This is a genomic window from Pseudooceanicola profundus (genome assembly GCF_054919315.1).
Genome location: NZ_CM142898.1, coordinates 1940038 through 1957022, shown reverse-complemented (window position 1 = coordinate 1957022; position 16985 = coordinate 1940038). Strand labels below are relative to the sequence as shown.

The 16985-nt window shown below is 67.5% G+C and carries 16 protein-coding genes and 1 pseudogene; 13 read left to right on the top strand and 4 right to left on the bottom strand.

Going from position 1 to position 16985, the window contains the following annotated elements; genetic code table 11:
• Positions 1-12: 12 nt before the first annotated feature.
• Positions 13-405, top strand: a complete 393-nt coding sequence (locus tag ACX9MO_RS08970) for a hypothetical protein (protein ID WP_462214279.1) — start codon at positions 13-15, stop codon at positions 403-405.
• On the opposite strand, the gene argE is transcribed toward ACX9MO_RS08970, so the two are convergent.
• Complete coding sequence (gene argE, locus ACX9MO_RS08965; RefSeq protein WP_462214278.1) at positions 402-1562, bottom strand: acetylornithine deacetylase; 1161 nt, start codon at positions 1560-1562, stop codon at positions 402-404. The genes ACX9MO_RS08970 and argE overlap by 4 nt on opposite strands.
• The gene (locus ACX9MO_RS08960; RefSeq protein WP_462214277.1) at positions 1555-2742 is read right to left on the bottom strand and encodes a M24 family metallopeptidase; all 1188 of its coding nucleotides are present in this window, start codon (positions 2740-2742) and stop codon (positions 1555-1557) included. Before ACX9MO_RS08960 ends, argE begins: the two co-directional genes overlap by 8 nt.
• 290 nt (positions 2743-3032) lie before the next feature.
• Between ACX9MO_RS08960 and ACX9MO_RS08955 the strand changes: the two genes are divergently transcribed.
• The 7 genes and pseudogenes from ACX9MO_RS08955 to ACX9MO_RS08925 all read left to right on the top strand — a co-directional run bounded on the left by ACX9MO_RS08955 (position 3033) and on the right by ACX9MO_RS08925 (position 10174).
• Positions 3033-4133 (top strand): ABC transporter ATP-binding protein, encoded by a 1101-nt coding sequence (locus ACX9MO_RS08955; RefSeq protein WP_222490667.1) that lies wholly within the window; start codon positions 3033-3035, stop codon positions 4131-4133.
• 244 nt (positions 4134-4377) lie between these two features.
• Positions 4378-5472, top strand: coding sequence for an extracellular solute-binding protein (locus ACX9MO_RS08950; RefSeq protein WP_222490668.1), 1095 nt, complete (start codon positions 4378-4380; stop codon positions 5470-5472).
• Positions 5473-5558: 86 nt separating this feature from the next.
• Positions 5559-5831 carry a DUF1330 domain-containing protein gene (locus ACX9MO_RS08945; RefSeq protein WP_462214276.1) on the top strand — a complete coding sequence of 91 codons (273 nt, stop codon included), beginning with the start codon at positions 5559-5561 and terminating at the stop codon, positions 5829-5831.
• Positions 5832-5844: 13 nt separating this feature from the next.
• On the top strand, positions 5845-7395 hold the full coding sequence (locus ACX9MO_RS08940) for an ABC transporter permease (RefSeq protein WP_462214275.1): 1551 nt from the start codon (positions 5845-5847) through the stop codon (positions 7393-7395).
• A gap of 15 nt (positions 7396-7410) precedes the next feature.
• Positions 7411-8256: pseudogene (locus ACX9MO_RS08935) on the top strand (ABC transporter permease); the annotation flags it as partial.
• Positions 8257-8271: 15 nt separating this feature from the next.
• Positions 8272-9276, top strand: a complete 1005-nt coding sequence (locus ACX9MO_RS08930; protein ID WP_222490672.1) for a phosphatase domain-containing protein — start codon at positions 8272-8274, stop codon at positions 9274-9276.
• A 100-nt stretch (positions 9277-9376) separates the two neighbouring features.
• Positions 9377-10174, top strand: coding sequence for a pyrroline-5-carboxylate reductase family protein (locus tag ACX9MO_RS08925; protein WP_462214274.1), 798 nt, complete (start codon positions 9377-9379; stop codon positions 10172-10174).
• Positions 10175-10345: 171 nt separating this feature from the next.
• Here the strand turns inward: ACX9MO_RS08925 and ACX9MO_RS08920 are convergent, their stop codons facing one another.
• On the bottom strand, positions 10346-11215 hold the full coding sequence (locus tag ACX9MO_RS08920; RefSeq protein WP_222490674.1) for a branched-chain amino acid aminotransferase: 870 nt from the start codon (positions 11213-11215) through the stop codon (positions 10346-10348).
• Between the two features lie 161 nt (positions 11216-11376).
• Here ACX9MO_RS08920 and ACX9MO_RS08915 point away from each other — a divergent pair, with 161 nt between their 5' ends.
• Together ACX9MO_RS08915 and ACX9MO_RS08910 are read left to right on the top strand one after the other, a co-directional pair.
• Complete coding sequence (locus tag ACX9MO_RS08915; protein WP_222490675.1) at positions 11377-11874, top strand: MarR family winged helix-turn-helix transcriptional regulator; 498 nt, start codon at positions 11377-11379, stop codon at positions 11872-11874.
• Positions 11871-12587, top strand: coding sequence for a response regulator (locus tag ACX9MO_RS08910; RefSeq protein WP_462214273.1), 717 nt, complete (start codon positions 11871-11873; stop codon positions 12585-12587). Before ACX9MO_RS08915 ends, ACX9MO_RS08910 begins: the two co-directional genes overlap by 4 nt.
• A gap of 127 nt (positions 12588-12714) precedes the next feature.
• On the opposite strand, the gene ACX9MO_RS08905 is transcribed toward ACX9MO_RS08910, so the two are convergent.
• Positions 12715-13683 carry an aminoglycoside phosphotransferase family protein gene (locus ACX9MO_RS08905; RefSeq protein ID WP_462214272.1) on the bottom strand — a complete coding sequence of 323 codons (969 nt, stop codon included), beginning with the start codon at positions 13681-13683 and terminating at the stop codon, positions 12715-12717.
• Positions 13684-13811: 128 nt separating this feature from the next.
• Between ACX9MO_RS08905 and ACX9MO_RS08900 the strand changes: the two genes are divergently transcribed.
• From ACX9MO_RS08900 to dxs, 3 genes are read left to right on the top strand one after another with little or no spacing between them, the layout of a single operon-like run.
• On the top strand, positions 13812-14063 hold the full coding sequence (locus ACX9MO_RS08900) for an exodeoxyribonuclease VII small subunit (protein WP_222490678.1): 252 nt from the start codon (positions 13812-13814) through the stop codon (positions 14061-14063).
• Positions 14064-14912 (top strand): polyprenyl synthetase family protein, encoded by an 849-nt coding sequence (locus tag ACX9MO_RS08895; protein ID WP_462214271.1) that lies wholly within the window; start codon positions 14064-14066, stop codon positions 14910-14912.
• A gap of 33 nt (positions 14913-14945) precedes the next feature.
• Positions 14946-16868, top strand: coding sequence for a 1-deoxy-D-xylulose-5-phosphate synthase (gene dxs, locus ACX9MO_RS08890; RefSeq protein ID WP_462214270.1), 1923 nt, complete (start codon positions 14946-14948; stop codon positions 16866-16868).
• Positions 16869-16985: the final 117 nt, after the last annotated feature.

Here is a 16985-nt window from a genome sequence, read left to right as displayed (position 1 = left end):
GTGGAGGCCACCATGACCGAACGAGTCGCTGCGGACGGGACACCGGCCGCGGCCACACCTGTTTTCCTCGTGCTGGAACGGGATGCCCTGATCGCCACGGATATCGCCGGGGCCCTTGCCATGCAGGGCCCCTGCGAAGTCGTGCAGGTCACACATCCAGCCGAGATCCCGACCCGGCTGAACGGCATCGCCCATATCTCGGCCGCGCTGGTCGAGATGCGCTATGCCGAATTTCTCGAAAGCGGCCTGCCCGAGCTGCTGGGGTCCCTCGGCGCACGCATCATCCTGACCGCGGGCGAGGTCGACCGCGAGAAGATCGCCGAACGGGGCTGGTTCCTGCTCGTCCGCCCCTTCACCGACACCATGCTCCGCCGGACGCTGGCGGCGAAACCGCTGGCGCTCTAGCGCGCCAGACGGGAGCCGAGGCCGCGCAGCATGGCGAGGCACATCTCCAGCTGGTCGCCGGAGACATATTCATCGGGCTTGTGCGCCTGCTCGATGGAACCGGGACCACAGACCACGGCGCTCATCCCGATTTGCTGGAAGAGCCCCGCTTCGGTCCCGAAGGAGACGAGATCCGTCCCGTTCGCGCCGGTCAGCTCTGCCACAAGATCGCGGGCGGCGTTCTCCTCCATCGGCTCCAGCCCGGCCACCTCGCCGAGGATCGTGGTCTCGATCCCCACCGTGGGCCAGACCCGCCGCATGGCAGGCAGCAGCACGTCCTGCGTATAGCTCTCGATCGCCTCCTTGACGAAGACGCGGTCCTCGTCGCGCACCGGGCGCATTTCCCAGTCGACCTCGGCATGTCCGGGGATGACGTTGGGCACGTAGCCCCCGGTCAGCCGCCCGATGTTCACCGTGGTCCACGGCGGATCGAAGCGCGAGGTCTCGGGCGCGCGGGTCTGCAACTCGGCCCGCAGCTCCAGCAGACGGGTGATGTAGCGGGTGGCGAACTCCACCGCGTTGACCCCCTTGTCGGGTTCCGAGCCATGGCCCTCGCGCCCGGTGAAGGTGACGTGGTACTCGCAGCAGCCCTTGTGCCCCTCGATGATCCGCATCGACGTCGGCTCGCCGATGACGGCGAGGGCGGGCGTGTCGCTGCGCGCCGCGAGGATCGGCGCAAGCGCCTGTGCGCCAAGGCAGCCGATCTCCTCGTCGTGGGTAAAGGCGAAATGCACCGGGCGCTTCAGGTCCAGCGCGGCGTAATGCTCTGCCATGGCGACACTGCAGGCGATAAAGCCCTTCATGTCGCAGGTGCCGCGCCCATAGAAGCGCCCGGCCTCCTCGCGCAGGGTGAAGGGATCGGAGCTCCAGGGCTGGTCCTCCACCGGCACCACGTCGGAATGGCCCGAGAGCATGATGCCCCCCGGCCGGTCCGGGCCAAGGGTGCCGACGAGGTTGGCCTTGTTGCCCTCGGCATCGTGGTAGAGCTCGACCCGCGCGCCGGCCGCATGCAGCCGGTTCGCGATCAGCCCCAGCATGTGCAGGTTGCTGTCGGAGGAGACGGTGGGACAGGCCACCAGCTCCGCCAGGATGTCGGTCGTGGTCTTCAGGTCAGTCATCGATGACGAACAGCTTGCGCGGACGGTCACAGAAAGGCTGCGCGGGGCCGTCCTCGGTGATCAGGATCGGCTCGGTGATCTCGAGACCCCATTCCGGCTTCCAGATACCGGGCATGAAGTGGAAGCACATGCCGGGTTCCAGCACCGTCTCGTCCGCGAGACGCAGCGAGATCGTCCGTTCGCCCCAGTCCGGCGGATAGCTGAGCCCGATGGAATAGCCGCAGCGCGCGCCGCGCACGATGCCGGCCCGCTCCAGCGGCAGGGCCAGGGCGGCGGCGATGTCGCGTGCCTGGTTGCCCGCGCGGGCGGCATCCAGCCCCGCTTCCAGCCCCTCGACCAGCGCGGCCTCGGCCCGCACGAGGTCGTCGGGCGGCGTGCCGAGGAAGATCGTGCGGCAGAACGGCGTGTGATAGCGGCGATAGACCCCCGCCAGCTCGAAGAAGGTCGCCTCGCCCTCCTCTAGGGTGTTGCCGTCCCATGTCAGGTGCGGGGCCGAGGCATCGGCGCCCGAGGGCGCCATGGGCACTATGGCGGGATAATCGCCCCAGTCGTCCCCGACGCCCATCAGCGCGTCGTGGTAGATCGAGGCCACCAGCTCGTTCTTGCGCAGGCCGGGCCGGGCTCGGGAAATCGCGCCGTCCACCATCTTCTCGGCGATGCGGGCGGCCTTGCGCATGAAGGCGATTTCCTCGTCGCTCTTGATCGCGCGCTGCCAGTTCACCAGCGCGGTGGCGTCCCAGATCGTCGCGGCGGGCATCGAGGAGACCAGCGTCGTGTAGGCCTTGGCGGAGAAGTAGTAATTCTCCATCTCCACCCCGACGCGGGCCTGACCGAAGCCCATCTCCGTCAGCAGGAAGGCGAGGTTCTGCATCGGGTGCAGCTCGGTCGACTGGACGTATTGATCGCCGTAGGGGCGGATGCTGTCCTCGCCGATCCACGCGGTGCGCCGCGCACCATTGGCGTCCATGTTGCGCCCCCACCAGACCGGGTCCTGATCATGGGTCACGATCACGCCCTGATGGACGTAGAAGGACCAGCCGTCATAGCCGGTGAGCCAGGCCATGTTGGACGGATCCTCGACGAAGAGCACGTCGAGATCGGCCTCTTCCATGGCCTTCCGCGTCTTGGCGAGTCGGCGCCGGTACTCGGCGGCGCTGAACGGCACGGCATCTGTCTGCATGTCTGCTCCCTGATTTTCAGTCCTGCGGCAGGGCCGCCGGAATCTCCTGTCCGTTTCATGTCGCACTGCAGCGAAGGACTGTCGCTTTCCGCTAGGACAGCCCCCGGTTTTCGGAGAATCCTTGCTAGACTTTGGGTAATTTCAGACCATTTGGTCAATCGGTCCCCGGGAAACCAAGCAGTTTTGCCAGTTTTTTGGGCTAATTGGTTGCACACAGCCAAATGGGGCGTTTTACTCGGGGCCATCATAGAAGCGGGTCAACCCGCGCGACATCAACCGGGAGATAGCCTTTGGCTGAAACGCAAAGCAGCGATGCTTTCGTGGCGTTTGAACGCGTCCAGAAAAGCTACGATGGTGAGACACTGGTCGTCAAAGACCTGAACCTGTCCCTTCCGAAGGGCGAATTTCTCACCATGCTGGGGCCGTCAGGCTCGGGCAAAACCACCTGCCTCATGATGCTGGCGGGTTTCGAGACGGCCACCCATGGCGAGATCACCCTCGACGGCCGGCCGATCAACAACATCCCGCCCCACAAGCGCGGCATCGGGATGGTCTTCCAGAACTACGCGCTTTTCCCGCACATGACCGTCGCCGAGAACCTCTCCTTCCCGCTGGAAGTGCGGAAGATGGGCAAATCCGAGCGTGAGGAAAAGGTCAAACGCGCTCTCGACATGGTGCAGATGGGCGCCTTCGGCGGCCGCCGCCCGGCGCAGCTTTCGGGTGGTCAGCAGCAGCGGATCGCCCTCGCCCGCGCGCTCGTCTTCGAACCGGAACTGGTGCTGATGGACGAACCGCTCGGCGCGCTCGACAAGCAGCTCCGCGAGCACATGCAGTTCGAGATCAAGCGCATCGCGGACAGCCTCGGCATCACCGTGGTCTACGTGACCCACGACCAGACCGAAGCGCTGACCATGTCGGACCGCGTCGCCGTCTTCAACGATGGCCGCATCCAGCAGCTCGCGCCGCCGGACGTGCTCTACGAGAGCCCCGAGAACAGCTTCGTCGCGCAGTTCATCGGTGAGAACAACACGCTGGAGGGCGTGGTCCAGGAGATCCGCGGCGACATCGCCACGGTCCGCCTCGACGGCGGCGAGGTGATTGACTGCAAGCCGGTCAACGTGACCGAGCCCGGCCAGCGGACCCGCGTCTCGATCCGCCCCGAGCGCGTCGAGACCAACAAGGAGCGCCTCTCGCCCGATGCCCACCTGCTGAAGGCCGAAGTGCTCGAATTCATCTACATGGGCGATATCTTCCGCACCCGGCTCAAGGTGGCCGGCAACGAGGATTTCGTCATCAAGACCCGGAACGCCCCGGACCAGCAGCGCATGACCCCCGGTCAGATGATCGAGATCGGCTGGCTGCCGGAGGATTGCCGCGCACTGGACGCCTGAGACCGCCCCGCGGTCCCGCATTCCGTGCCACACGACAGGAGCGCCATGGCCTTTTTGACCACCAAGCCCCGTCCCGCCCCCGCCGGTGCCCCGCGCACCGGGGCGGTTCGGCGCGTGGACTGACGCCCGGCGCCATACGCGAGTTTCCCCGTGCGCCCCACCGCGCAGGGGAAAGAGAAGCCCCCGCCGTCTCACCCGTGACGCGGGGCTCACAAAACCCAAACGGGTCAAATGGGAGCCTAGTATGAAACTGACGAAAACCCTTTTGGCGAGCACCGCACTGGCGATGACCGCCGGCGGTCTGTCTGCACAGGACATGGCCGACAGCATGACCATCGTGTCCTGGGGCGGCGCTTACCAGAACTCGCAGCTGAAAGCCTACGTCGAGCCCTACCTGGCAGACAACGACGGCGTTTCGGCCACCTGGGACGAATCGTCGAACGAGGCCGTGGCCAAGCTGCGCGCCATGAACGAAGCCGGCAACATCACCTGGGACCTGGTCGACGTGGTCGCCGCTGACGCGATCCGCCTCTGCGACGAAGGCCTCGCGATGGAATTCGACGCGGACGAGCTGCTGCTGCCCGGCGACGACGGTTCGGACGCCTCGGACGACTTCGGCGACCTGCTGGTCTCCGACTGCTTCATCCCGCAGATCGTCTACTCGACCACCGTGGGCTATCGCACCGACCTGGTGCCCGAAGGCGCCGACGCCCCCACCGACATCTGCGCCCTGTGGGACCTGGAAACCTATCCGGGCAAGCGCGCGCTGGAGAAGCGCCCGATCAACAACATGGAGTGGGCGCTCTACTGTGACGGCGTCGCCAAGGACGAGATCTACGACGTCCTCGAGACCGAGGAAGGTCAGGAGCAAGCCCTCGCCAAGCTCGACGAGATCAAGGACGAGGTGATCTGGTGGTCCGCCGGTGCCGACACGCCCCAGCTGCTGGCTGACGGCGAAGTCTTCATGGGCTCGACCTACAACGGCCGCCTCTACTCGGTCATCGAGGAGCAGGACCAGCCCGTAGGCATGCTCTGGGACATGCAGGTCTTCGACCTCGACGGCTGGATCATCCCGACCGGCCTGTCCGAAGATCGCCTGGCCCGCGTGGAAGACTTCGTGAAGTTCGCCACCGACACCCAGCGTCTGGCCGACCAGGCCAAGTACATCTCCTACGGCCCGGCCCGTGCCTCCTCGGCACCGATGGTTCCCGAGGACATGAAGATGCACATGCCGACGGACCCCGAGAACTCGAAGAATACCCTGCTCTACAACTACGACTTCTGGGCTGACTACCGCGACGACATCGACGCGAAGTTCCAGGCCTGGCTGGCGCAGTAAGCACGGCTGACACGACCGGAAGGGGCCCCCGCGGCCCCTTCCCCGCATCAAGCCCCGTCAGAGGGCCGCATCAACAGGGGAAATACATGCCCAAGGGCTATATCATCGGCCATATCACCGTGAGGGATCCGGAGGCGTACAAGGAGTACGTCGAACGGGACACGCCGATCCTTCAGGGTTATGGGGGCCGCTTCATCATTCGCGGCGGTGCCAGCGAGGCCCCGGAAGGGCCCGTGAAGGACCGCCATGTCGTGATCGAGTTCCCGAGCTTCGAGGACGCGAAACGCGCCTTCTATTCCCCGAATATCAAGAGGTTGCCGAAATTCGTCGGCGCACCTCGGACAGTGACATCATTCTAGTGGAGGGCGTCTGATGAGCGATGCAACCCAGGACGGCCCGATGCTGGCCGCCGACGGCACGCCGCTGAAACGCAGCCTGAACCGGGCCCTGCGCCGCCAGAAGCTGCGCGCGCTGATGCTGATCGCGCCGCTGCTGATCTTCGTGTTGATCACCTTCATCGCACCGATCGCGGACATGCTGTTCCGCTCGGTCGAGAACGACATCGTGGCCGATACCCTGCCCGAAACGGTCGAGGTGCTGGCGGATTGGGATCACACCGCCTCCGATCTGCCGCCCGACGCGATCTGGCCGGCCTTCTACACCGACATGTTCTTCGCCGAGGAGAAGAAGCTGCACACGCGGCTCGGCACCCGGCTGAACTACGAGCTGACGGGTGTTTCCTCGCTGTTCCGCAAGACGGGCCGCGCCGTGGGCCGCTTCGACACCGATACCTACACGGATCAGTTCACCGACCTTGACGAGAGCTGGGAAGACCCGGCCAGCTGGGTCTCGATGATGGAGGACGACGCGACCCGCGAGGCGCTGCCGATGACCGCCTCCGCATGGGACCGCTGGACCGCCTACCTCGACACCGAGGGCGACGACCCGGCCGAGGAAGACATCGAAGACCTGCTCTTCACCATGCTCTACCTCGACCTTGCCGCGCAGCCGCCGGTGTCCGGCCTGTCCGAGCGTATCCAGCAGGCCGCGGCCGCCGCGCCCTCCTTCGAGACCGTGGACCTGCAAGAGCAGTTCCTCGACGCGGACGAGGACTGGGCCGATCCGCAGGTCTGGCGCGTGATCCAGACCTATGCGCCGCGCTACACGCCGGGCTACTTCCTGAACGCCGTGGACATGCAGCTGACGCCCGAAGGGGTCGAGATGCGCCCGGACAACGAGCGGATCTACGGCATCCTCTTCAAGCGCACGATCTTCATGTCGGTCACCATCACGCTCAGCTGCATCCTGCTGGGCTACCCGGTGGCCTGGATCCTCGCCAACCTGCCGATGCGCACGGCCAACCTGCTGATGATCCTCGTGCTGCTGCCGTTCTGGACCTCGCTCCTCGTGCGGACCTCGGCGTGGAAGGTGCTGCTGCAACAGCAGGGGGTGATCAACGACATCCTCGTCTGGCTGCGCCTCGTGGATGACGGCAACCGATTGATCATGATGAACAACCAGTTCGGCACGATCGTCGCCATGACCCACATCCTGCTGCCCTTCATGATCCTGCCGCTCTACTCGGTGATGCAGACCATCCCGCCCACCTACCTGCGGGCCGCGAAATCGCTGGGGGCCACCAACTGGACAGCCTTCTGGCGGGTCTACTTCCCGCAGTCGGTGCCGGGCATCGGCGCAGGGTCGATCCTCGTCTTCATCCTCGCCATCGGCTACTACATCACGCCGGAAATCGTCGGCGGGACGACGGGCACATTCATCTCGAACCGGATCGCCTACCACATCTCCAGCTCGCTGAACTGGGGTCTGGCTGCGGCGCTCGGGACCATCCTGCTGGCGGTCGTTCTGCTCCTGTACTGGGTCTACGACCGGATCGTCGGCATCGACAACGTGAAGCTGGGGTAATCAGATATGAGTTCACTTCCTCCCTATGCCACGACGGGTCAGACCATCTGGTACTACGCGTTCCGGGTGATCTGCGGGCTGATCTTCTTCTTCCTGATCGCCCCGATCATCGTGATCATCCCGCTCAGCTTCAACGCCGAGAACTTCTTCACCTTCACGCCCGAGATGCTGCGGCTTGACCCGGACGGGTATTCGCTGAAGCACTACCAGGACTTCTTCACCAATTCCGACTGGCAGGCCGCCATGTGGAACTCGCTGAAGATCGCGCCCGTGGCGACGCTGCTCTCGGTCGGCTTCGGCACGCTGGCGGCCATCGGCCTCAGCCAGCCGCATGTGCCCTTCCGCAGGGCAATCATGGCGATCCTGATCTCGCCGATGATCGTGCCTCTGATCATCTCGGCCGCGGGGATGTATTTCTTCTACTCCCGCATCGGGCTGCAGGGCACCTACTTCGGCGTGGTGCTGGCGCATGCCGCGCTCGGCATTCCCTTCGTCATCATCACGGTGACGGCGACGCTGGTGGGTTTCGACAACTCTCTGACCCGCGCTGCGGCCAACATGGGGGCGGATCCGGTCACGACCTTCTTCCGCGTCCAGATGCCGCTGATCCTGCCCGGGGTGATCTCTGGCGCGCTCTTCGCCTTCATCACCTCCTTCGACGAGGTGGTCGTGGTGCTCTTCGTGGGCTCCGCAGGCCAGAAAACACTGCCCTGGCAGATGTTCATCGGCCTGCGCGAACAGATCTCGCCCACGATCCTCGCGGTGGCGACGCTGCTGGTTGCGATCTCGATCTGCCTGCTGGCGACGCTGGAAATCCTGCGGCGGCGTTCTGAACGTTTGCGGGGCATGTCTCCGGGCTGATATAGCGCAAGGCGCATGCGCCTGATCAAGTTGCTCAAACGACTCTGGTATCCGGCCGAATTCCTGTTCGGCCGGATCGGTCTTTCCCGGGGCACCCCACCAGAGGGGCCACCCGTCATCGACCCCTACCTGGGGTACGCCACGCCGGATGAGCTGATCCTGCGGGGCCGCGTCCTGTCGGCCCTGCGCCGCTTCGCCCCCGAGCCGGAGCAGAGCCGCTGGGTGAACTTCCTGCAGATGCTGGCGCTTTTCCTCACCGACGAGGTCGCCCACGTCGTCGTCAAGGCCGACGGCGAGCGGACGGTGACGGACAGCGAGGGCTACTTCACCCTGCGCCTGCCCCGCAACGGGAACGAGACCGGCTGGCACGGCGTCACGGCGCAGGTCTCGGGCCAGCCCGCCAGCGCCGCCACGGTCGAGGCCCTCGTGCCGCCACCGGGGCCGGGCATCGCGGTGATCACCGACATCGACGACACGGTGATGGAGACCGGGGCCTATTCTCTGGTACGCAATCTCTGGACCTCGCTGACCGGCAACGCGCTGACCCGCCATGTCTTCCCCGACGCGGTGGAACTGCTGACCCGGCTGGCAGAGGGCGGCGGGCCGGTGTTCTACGTCAGCTCCTCGCCGTGGAACCTGCACCATTTCCTGACCCGCGTGCTGGAACGCCACGGCGCGCCGCGCGGGCCGCTCTTCCTGCGGGATTTCGGCCTGACGTCGCGCCGGTTCCTGAACCGCAAGCGGGGCGATCACAAGTCGCTCGCCATCGACGCCATCCTCGCGGCCCATCCCGACCGGCGCTTCGTCCTCGTGGGCGACACCGGGCAGCATGATCCCCATGTCTACCTCGAGGCGGCTCGGCGCCACCCCGGGCGGATCGCGGGCGTGATCCTGCGCGAACCGGGGCGCGGACCGGACCGGCGCGACCGGCGCGACATGGCAGCGCTGCGCGAGATGGGCCTGCGGGTGGAGAGCGGGCGGGACTACCGCGAGATCCTCAGCGGCGCGGACTGGGTCTGAAGGGATGGGCCGAGAGGGAGGGGGCTGTCGGCCCCCCTTGGCCCTGCGGGCCAATTCCCCCCGAGAGTATTTTTGGAAAGATGAAGGGAGCAAGCAGGTCATGGCACTGGACGGCAAGGTCGGGATCATCGGCGGAACGGGGATGCTGGGCGCGGCGATCGCGACCGGGCTGCTGGAGAGCGGGGCGCTGCGGGAGGACCAGCTCTGGCTCGCAAACCGCTCCGGCAGCCGGGCGGGCTGGGAGGCCCGGCGGGGCGTGACCGTGACGGCGGATGTGGCCGCGCTGGTGGCGGCCTGTGACACGGTCGTGTTGTCCCTGCCGCCCGCGCTCTACGCAGGCATCGACATAGCGGCAGCGGGCAAGCTGGTGATTTCGGTCATGGCGGGCGTGCCGGTGACGCGGCTGGCGGCGCAGTCGGGCGGGGCGCGGATCATCCGCGCCATGAGCAGCCCGGCGGCGGCGGAGCGGATGGCCTATTCGCCCTTCCTCCCCGGCCCCGGCGCCACGCGGGAGGATGCAGCGCGCGCGGCGGCGCTGTTCGGGGCCTTGGGGCTGAGCGACGAGGTCGACGACGAGGACCTGATCGACGTCTTCACCGCGATCACCGGGCCGGTGCCCGGCTTCGTGGCGCTGTTCGCCGAGAGCATGGCCGCCTATGCGCGGGCCAAGGGCGCCCCCGCCGGGGTGGCCGACCGGGCGGTGCGGCAGCTTTTCCGCGCGGCCTCGGAGATGATGGCGGAGGGGCCCACGCCCGCCGTGCGGGTGCAGGACATGGTGGATTACGCGGGCACCACCGCCGCCGGGCTGACCCGGATGCAGGAGGGGCCCCTGCTGCGCGAAGTCGCCGCCGGGCTGGAGGCCGCCCGCAGGAAGGCGCGCGAGATGGGCAAGGGCTGAGGGGGGGCAGGTCCGGCCTTCGCAGGCTGAGGGCCGGGCGGGGTGCGCGCACCCCGGCCACGCAAGACGGGCCCCGCCCGACACGACGGTTTGGGGTGCGCAGGTGACCGACACCCCGAAACGCGAAAGGGCGGGCCAGGGCCCGCCCTTCGTCACATTCTCCCGCCGGGATCAGCGGCGCACGAGCTCTTCGTAGGCCTGTGCGATCTCCTGCGTCAGGGCGCCGACCTCGAAGGTGAAGTCGCCGATCTGGCCCACGGGGGTGACCTCGGCCGCGGTGCCGGTCAGCCAGCACTGCTGGAAGCCTTCCAGCTCCTCCGGCATGATGTGCCGCTCGTGCACCGTCACGCCGCGCTCCTCCAGCATGCCGATGACAGTCTGGCGGGTGATGCCGTTCAGGAAGCAATCGGGCTTGGGCGTGTGCACCTCGCCGTCCTTGACGAAGAAGATATTGGCGCCGGTCGCCTCGGCCACGTAGCCGCGGTAGTCCATGAAGAGCGCGTCCGAGCAGCCCTTGGCCTCGGCCTGGTGCTTGGACATGGTGCAGATCATGTAGAGACCGGCAGCCTTGGCGTGCACCGGGATCGTTTCCGGCGAGGGGCGCTTCCACTTGGCGATGTCGAGCTTGGCGCCCTTCATCTTGGCGTCGCCGTAGTAGTTGCCCCATTCCCAGCCCGCGATGGCGAGGCGGACGGGGTTGCGCTTGGCCGAGACACCCATGTCCTCGCCCGCGCCGCGCCAGGCGACGGCCCGCACGTAGGCGTCGGTCCAGCCGTTGGCGGCCAGCATCTCGTATTTCGCCTTCTCGATCTCCTCGACCGAGTAGGGGATCTCGAAGTCCAGCATCTGCGCCGACTTGCGCAGCCGCTCCGAGTGCTCCACACCCTTGAAAATCTTGCCGTTGTAGCAGCGCTCGCCCTCGAAGACGGAGGAGGCGTAATGCAGCGCGTGGGTCAGCAGGTGTACGTTGGCATCGCGCCATTCCACCATCTTGCCGTCCATCCAGATCTTGCCGTCACGATCATCATATGCGCCAGCCATGACACTCTCCTACGCTTTGCGAAAATTGCGAAACCAAAGCCGAAACCGGTCATAAAGTTGCGCGGAACGGGCGAGTCGCTAACAGTTCGCTCTTGGAATGTCAATAACGCTGACGTAAGATGCCCGGCACTTGGGCAGTTTGTGAACGAAGAGAGGTGGTCATGTCAGAGGTTCCCATGGGTGAAAGCCTGCTCTTCCTGACCGACGAACAGCTGCGCCAGGGCATCGAGGCGATGTTCTTTGCCTACCGCGGTTTCACCGCCGCCCCGGACCAGATCCTCGACGGGCTGGCCTACGGCCGGGCGCATCACCGGGCACTGCATTTCATCGCCCGGAACCCCGGCATGAACGTGAACCGCCTTCTGGCGATCCTCGGCGTGACCAAGCAGTCGCTGAACCGCGTGCTGCGCAGCCTGATCGAGGATGGCCTCGTCGAGAGCCGCGTCGGCAACGTCGACAAGCGCGAACGCCACCTCTACCTGACGCCGCAGGGCACCGACCTCGAACACCGCCTCTCGGACGCGCAGCGCCGCAACATGCGCGCCGCCTACCGTGCCGCCGGGCCCGAGGCCGTGGCCGGCTTCCGGCAGGTGCTGGACGCGATGATGGATCCGGAAATGCGCCGTCTCTGTGCGGCCCTGCGGGAGGGTGCGGCATGAGCGATCCCGCCCCCCACCTGCTGATCGTCGACGACGACGAGCGCATCCGCCAGTTGCTGGCGCGGTTCCTGAAGAAGAACGGCTTCCTCGTCTCGGCCGCCCGCGACGCGGCCCATGCCCGGCGCCTGCTGGCGGGGCTGGAATTCGACATGATCATCATGGACGTGATGATGCCGGGCGAGGACGGGGTGACCCTGACCAACGACCTGCGCCGCCGGATGGCGACGCCGATCCTGCTGCTGACCGCCCGGGGCGAGACCGACGACCGGATCGCCGGGCTGGAAGCCGGGGCGGACGACTACCTGTCGAAGCCCTTCGAGCCGCGCGAACTGCTGCTGCGGATCAACGCCATCCTGCGCCGTATGCCGGACCGCGACAGCGCCGCGGCGGAGGTGCCCAAAGTGCTGCACCTGGGCGAGGTGCGCTACGACATCAACCGCGGCGAGCTGTGGCAGGGGCAGGACCTCGTACGGCTGACCGCCACCGAGGCGCAGCTGATGCGGCTCTTCGCGGCGCGCCCCGGCGAGGCCATCACCCGGGCGCAGCTGGTCGAGGACCTCGGCCGGGCCACGGGGCGCGATGGCGGCCCGGCGCAGGACCGCGCGGTGGACGTGCAGATCACCCGGCTGCGGCGCAAGATCGAGTCCGATCCGAAGCAGCCGCGCTATTTGCAGACCGTGCGCGGCGCGGGGTACATGCTGGCGCCGGACTGAGGGGCGAGCGGGGCCGAACGGGGGCCAGAACCGGGAGTTGCGCCTGCGGCGGGCGTGGGAAGGGGGGCTGTCTGCCCCCCGTCGCGTGCCGCGACTCCCCCCGAGGATATTTTTCAGCGAAAGATGATCAGGCGATCTGCCGGAGGTCGTCGAAGAGGCCCTCGGCCATGGTGCGGGCGTGGGTGATGCGGTCGCGGGACATGTCGGGATGTTCGACCCGGACAAGGCATTCGTAGCAGATCAGGTAGGGCAGGATGCGGGTGGCCTCCTCCTCGTCCATGGCGAAGGCGGTGGTGAAGGCCTCGTAGGCGGCAGCGTCGACGCCAAAGCGGCGCTGGCCCGACGGCAGCATCCCGCGGCGGGCCATGTGGGTCAGGAAGCGGGCGATGTCGCGGTAGATCGGCGCCCGGCGTGAGCCACCGAGGTCGATGCCGGTGAGCCGGTCCCCGGCGGCGATCAGGTTGTTGGGGTGGAAATCCCCGTGGCAGATCGCCGTGCGCCAGGTGGCCTCGCGCAGCCCGCGGGAGAGTTTCTTCATCTTCTGAAGCACGCGACCCTCGATCTCGGCCAGCTCGGCGTGGGTCTGTTTTGCCGCCGCCTCCTCGGCCCAGGTGCGCCACGGGCCGCGATTGATCGGGGCCCGCGCCTCGGTCGTACCGGTGAAGCCTGCGAGCCAATGTGCGGCGCGGACACACCAGCGCAGGCGGTCCTCGGTCCCGGAGGACCAGAGCAGGTCGAGCAGGGGGCGGCCTGCGACATGCTCTACGGCCAGCACGCGCCCCCCGGCGCCAAGCACCAGCGGGCGGTTCACCGCACTTGCGCCCTGCGCCATGGCGGCAGCGGCGCGGGTGAGCTCCTGCCATTCGGCGGCGAAGGCCTCTGCGTCCCGGTCCGACTTCGCCATGCGGAAGATCGCGGGCCGCCCGTCGAGAGTGCCGTCGAAGACCACCCGTCGGCCGGGGACGAAGCGCAGCATCTCGCCGGGATGGGCGCCCGTGAGGGCCGGATCGGTTACGCAGAGCGTCAGCAGCCCCTCGCGCAGGGCCTCGGCGATCCTCGGGTGGCTGTCCTGTGTCGGACGGATGAAGTCGGTCATGGCGGTGATCATTGGACTGTCGCCGGACGGCGGTCAACCGGCAGCCCCCATCCGCCACGGCAGGGGCCGATTGAACCCGCCCCCCGTGGCGTCTATGGTGCGCGCGACCGCCAGACCGAGGACGCATCATGACCGAGACCGCGCAGACCCCCGTCGCCGAAATGAGCTTCGAGGATGCCATGAAAGAGCTGGAAACCGTCGTGGGCCGGCTCGAGCGGGGCGACGTTCCGCTGGAGGAATCGATCCGTCTCTACGAACGTGGCGCCGAGCTGAAGAAGCGCTGCGAGGCCAAGCTGAAGGAAGCCGAGGAGAAGGTGGCCGCGATCACCCTCGACGGCGAGGGCAACCCCGCGGGCCTGAAACCGGTCGAGGGGCTGTGAGTGTTCCGCACCTCCCTGACGCAGGCGGCTGACGCGGTCGCAGGCTTTCTCGACGCCACCCTTGCGGAGACCCCGGGCGAAGTCGGCGCAGCCATGCGCTATGGCGTGCAGGGCGGCAAGCGCCTGCGGGCCTTCCTCGTGCTGGAGAGCGCGCGGCTGCATGACGTGCCCCGCGCCGAGGCGCTGAAGGCTGCCGCCGCCATCGAGGCGATGCATGCCTATTCGCTGATCCACGACGACCTGCCCTGCATGGACGACGACGACCTGCGCCGGGGCCAGCCCACGGTGCACGTGAAATGGGACGAAGCGACCGCCGTCCTCGCCGGCGATGCGCTGCAGAGCCTCGCCTTCGAACTGGCGGCCTCCGCCGCGAGCCGGGGCGACCTCGTGGGCGCGCTCGCCCGGGCTGCGGGCGCGCGCGGCATGGTGCGCGGGCAAGAGCTCGACATCGCGGCCGAAACCGCCGAGACCCCGTTGACGCTGGAGCAAATCACCGAGCTGCAGGCCGGCAAGACCGGTGCGCTCTTCGAATGGTCCGCCTGTGCAGGCGCCGTCATGGCCGGGGCCGATCCCGCGCCGCTCGCGGCCTATGCGCGCGCCATGGGCCTTGCCTTCCAGATCGCGGACGACATCTTGGACGTAGAGGGTGACGAGGAAACCGCCGGCAAGCGGCTGCAGAAGGACGCGGCCGCCGGCAAGGCGACCTTCGTCTCGCTGCTGGGACTGGAGCCTGCCCGTGCGCGGGCCGCGGCCCTGGCGCAGGAGGCCTGCGACGCCCTCGCCCCCTATGGCGAGGCCGCCGAAAGCTTGCGGCAGGCGGCCCGCTTCGTTATCTCGCGCGACAGCTGACGCAGCTTGCGCGAAAAGGCCCCGGAGGCTGACATGACCACACCCGAGACGCCCCTTCTGGACAAGGTCCGGATCCCCGCCGACCTCAAGGGTTTCAGCGACGCGCAGCTGCGCCAAGTCGCCGACGAATTGCGGACCGAGACCATCGCCGCCGTCTCCGAGACCGGCGGCCATCTCGGCGCGGGCCTCGGCGTGGTGGAACTGACCGTGGCGCTGCACGCGGTCTTCGACACCCCGCGCGACAAGCTCATCTGGGACGTCAGCCACCAGTCCTACCCGCACAAGATCCTCACCGGTCGCCGCGACCGGATGCGGACCCTGCGCCAGAAGGACGGTCTCTCGGGCTTCACCAAGCGCTCGGAAAGCCCCTACGACCCCTTCGGCGCCGCGCACAGCTCGACCTCGATCTCGGCGGCGCTCGGCTTTGCCGTGGCGCGGGATCTGGGCGGACAGGTGCCCGAGGGCCTGGGCGACGCCATCGCGGTGATCGGCGACGGGGCAATGTCGGCGGGCATGGCCTTCGAGGCGATGAACAACGCCGGCGCGCTGAAGAAGCGGCTGATCGTGATCCTGAACGACAACGAGATGTCGATCGCCCCGCCGGTGGGCGCGCTTTCCTCCTACCTGTCGCGGCTCTATGCCGGGGCCCCGTTCCAGGAGTTCAAGGCCGCCGCCAAGGGCGCCGTCTCGCTGCTGCCTCCCCCCTTCCAGGAAGGCGCCAAGCGCGCCAAGGAACTGCTGAAGAGCCTTACCGTCGGCGGCACGCTGTTCGAGGAACTGGGCTTCTCCTATGTCGGCCCGCTGGACGGGCACGACATGGAGCAGCTGCTGCCGGTGCTGCGCACCGTCAAGGCGCGGGCGACCGGGCCGATCCTGCTGCATGTGATCACCAAGAAGGGCAAGGGCTACGCCCCGGCGGAGAAGGCCGACGACAAGGGCCACGCCACGGCCAAGTTCGACGTGCTCACCGGCAAGCAGCACAAGGCGCCCTCCAACGCGCCGAGCTACACCAAGGTCTTCGCCGAGAGCCTGCTGAAGGAAGCCGCCGAGGACAGCCGGATCTGCGCCGTCACCGCGGCCATGCCCGATGGCACCGGCCTCAACCTCTTTGCCGAGCGATACCCCTCGCGGCTCTTCGACGTGGGCATCGCGGAACAGCACGCGGTGACCTTTGCCGCGGGCCTCGCGGCGGGCGGGCTCAAGCCCTTCTGCGCGCTCTACTCCACCTTCCTGCAGCGCGGCTACGACCAGATCGTGCACGACGTGGCGATCCAGCGCCTGCCCGTGCGCTTCGCCATCGACCGTGCGGGCCTCGTGGGCGCCGATGGCGCGACCCACGCGGGCAGCTTCGACACCGCCTTCCTCGCCAACCTGCCCGGCATCACCGTGATGGCCGCCGCGGACGAGGCGGAGCTGGTCCACATGGTGGCCACCGCCGCCGCCCATGACGAAGGTCCGATCGCCTTCCGCTACCCCCGTGGCGAGGGCGAAGGCGTCACAATGCCGGAACGCGGCGAGGTGCTGGAAATCGGCAAGGGCCGCATGATCCGCGAGGGCAGCCGCGTGGCGCTGCTCTCCTTCGGCACCCGCCTTGGCGAGACGCTGAAAGCCTGCGAGGCGCTCGACGCCCGCGGCATCAGGGCCACCGTGGCCGACGCCCGCTTTGCCAAGCCGCTGGACCGCGACCTGATCCTGCAACTCGCCCGCCACCACGAGGCGCTGATCACCATCGAGGAAGGCGCGATCGGCGGCTTCGGCAGCCACGTGGCCCAGCTTTTGGCCGAGGAAGGCGTCTTCGACAGCGGCCTGAAATACCGCTCCATGGTCCTGCCCGACATCTTCATCGACCAGGCCAGCCCCGCGGACATGTACGCCGTGGCGAAGCTGAACGCTTCGGATATCGAGGCCAAGGTCCTCGACACCCTCGGCGTCGCCCAGCTTCAGTCCCGCGCCTGACGCAACAAAAAGGGGGCCACGGCCCCTTCATCTTTCGCTCCCAAATATCCCCGCCGGAGGCATCCGACCTCACGGCCGAGAACCCCGTCAGCGGTTCACACGCAACTCAGACTCCGG